This window comes from Frankia sp. CcWB2 (assembly GCF_977927585.1).
This window is the reverse complement of the sequence record NZ_CDWRCM010000008.1, coordinates 38,179-40,452: the sequence shown is the minus strand read 5'-3', so window position 1 is coordinate 40,452 and position 2,274 is coordinate 38,179. Positions and strand designations below refer to the sequence as shown.

The 2,274-nt window shown below is 71.9% G+C and carries 1 protein-coding gene and 1 pseudogene; both read left to right on the top strand.

From position 1 onward, the window contains the following. A pseudogene (locus ACY45C_RS02180) lies at positions 1-773 on the top strand (SARP family transcriptional regulator); the annotation flags it as partial. 285 nt (positions 774-1,058) lie between these two features. Beyond that, a partial coding sequence (locus ACY45C_RS02175) for a tetratricopeptide repeat protein (RefSeq protein WP_462185992.1) occupies positions 1,059-2,274 on the top strand: 1,216 nt, incomplete at its 3' end.

Here is a 2,274-nt window from a genome sequence, read left to right as displayed (position 1 = left end):
CCCGCAAGCTGGCCGCCCATCCGCACTGGAAACTGGCCCGCCTGGCCGGGCGGCTCGCCAACGAACGCGACCGGCTGTCCTGGCTGGAGGCCGGCGACCTGGAGATCCGGGCCAGCTTCTCGCTGAGCTACGAGGGCCGGCCGCCGGACGAGCAGCGCGCCTTCCGGCTGCTGTCGCTGCCTGCGATGAGCGATTTCGCGCCGTGGGCCGCGGCGGCGGTCCTCGACCTCGACCTCGACGAAGCCGAGGACGTCGTCGACCGGCTCGCCGACGCCCAGCTACTCGAACGACGTGGCGCCGACCGGACAGGAACCGAACGCTACCGCTTTCACGACCTGCTCCGGGTGTTCGCCCGGGAGCGCGAGACCGGGGTCGGCACCCCACTCGGCCACCCCGCGACCCCGGGCCGGATCCCCGAGGCCTGCGGGGACAACCGTCACACCGGCAACCGTCACACCGGCAACCGTCACACCGGCAACGGGCATCACGACGCTGCCGGGGCCCCCTCCACCGGGGCCCCCTCCACCGTGTCCGGAGAACACCGGGCGGCCCTGGGCCGGCTGCTGTACGCCTATCTGGCGATGCTGCGGGAGGCGGTCGACACCTTCAGCCCCGGCGAGGTGCGCACCCTTACCCCCGTCGCCGAGGACGTGGCGGCGCTCACGACGGGGGCCGTGTTTCGGTTTGAACAGGCAGGCGTCGCCGACCTGGTCGGTCAGCCGCTGGTCTGGTTCGGCGGGGAACGAGGAAACCTCATGAGCCTGATCGACTAGGCCCACGCGGCCGGTCTCGACGAGCCGACCTGGCTGCTCGCCACCGAGGCCGCCGAGTTCTACGCCTTCGCGGCGCACTGGGGCGACTGGGAGCAGAGCCACGTCCTGGGGCTGGCCGCGGCCCGCCGGGCCGGGCACCGCCTCGCCGAGGCGACGCTGCTGACCAACCTCGCCGAGCGCGACGTCACGCTGGCCTTCGAGGACGCCTTCTGGCGACTGGACGCGGACGGCACGGACCCCGACGGTCAACCGGCGGTCGAGGTCTACCGGGCTACGGTCGACCACTTGGCGCTGGCCACGGAGCGCCTCACCCGGGCCCGGGAGATCTTCGCCGACTTCGGCGACGAGCTGGGTGAGGCCCGGACGCTGCGCGGGCTGGCCGACGCCTGCCGCGGTCGGGGGGAGTTCTCCACGGCACTGGTCCACTTCGAGGCCGGCCTGGAGATGATGCGCCGGGCCGGCGCCCGCAAGGCCGAGGCGGAGACCCTGGTGAACGTCGCCATGGTCCACGGCGACCGCAACGAGCTCACCGACGGCATCAACTGCCTGACGATGAGCCTGTCGATCGCCCGCGAACTCGGCAACCGTCCGCTGGAGGCGCTGGCCCTGCGCCGGCTGGGCGATCTCCACCGTTTCCAGCACCGGTTGGACCGGGCCCTGGCAAGCTACAACGAGAGCCTGCCGCTGCTCGCCGAGCTACCCGACACCCGCTGGGAGCCACGTGTGCTCATCCGCCGGGGTGACATCCTCGCCCAGATGGACGACCATCCAGCGGCGCGGCGATCCTGGCAGCAGGGCATCACGCTCCTGCGTCAGCGGGGCTCCCCCGAACTGCCGGCCGCCGAGGAACGGCTGAGCGCACCGGTCACGGCCGAGCCCACCCAGTTCACCAGCGGGCGGCTGCTCAGCACGTTCGACCCGGCGTACTTCATCGCCCGGATCGCCTCGTCCCGGCGCAGCGTCCGGTTACTCAACACCTGGACGGATCTGGCTACCCCCGAACACCGGACCGCCTTCGCCGACGCGGTGCTCGCGGCGGTCGACGCCGGAGCGATCATCCAGGTACTCCTACTCGACCCGGACTCCCCGGCCGTGGCCGGACGAGCCGCCGACCTCCTGCGCAGCGTCGACGTACCGGGCATGATCCACTCGAACCTGCTGGTCCTCGAGGCACTGCGAGATCGGCTCGCTCCCGTCCTGCGCCCCCGGCTCGCGGTCCGCCTCTACACCGAACAGCCCCTGACGACATATCACCGCTGGGGCACCGGGGCGCTGGTCTCGACGTTCCCCGTCGGGTACTCCTCGGCCGCCGCGACCCAGCACGAGGCGGCCATCTCCTCCACCCTGGTCCAGTTCGTCGAACAGCACTTCGAACGGCTCTGGAGTCTGGAAGGGAGCACCGCCTTGGACGACTACCTGCGGGTGCCGCTGCGCGTCTTCCCGTCGGACGCGGCCCATCTCGAGGTACAGGCCGAGTTCGTGCGCCTCGACGGGGCGGTGT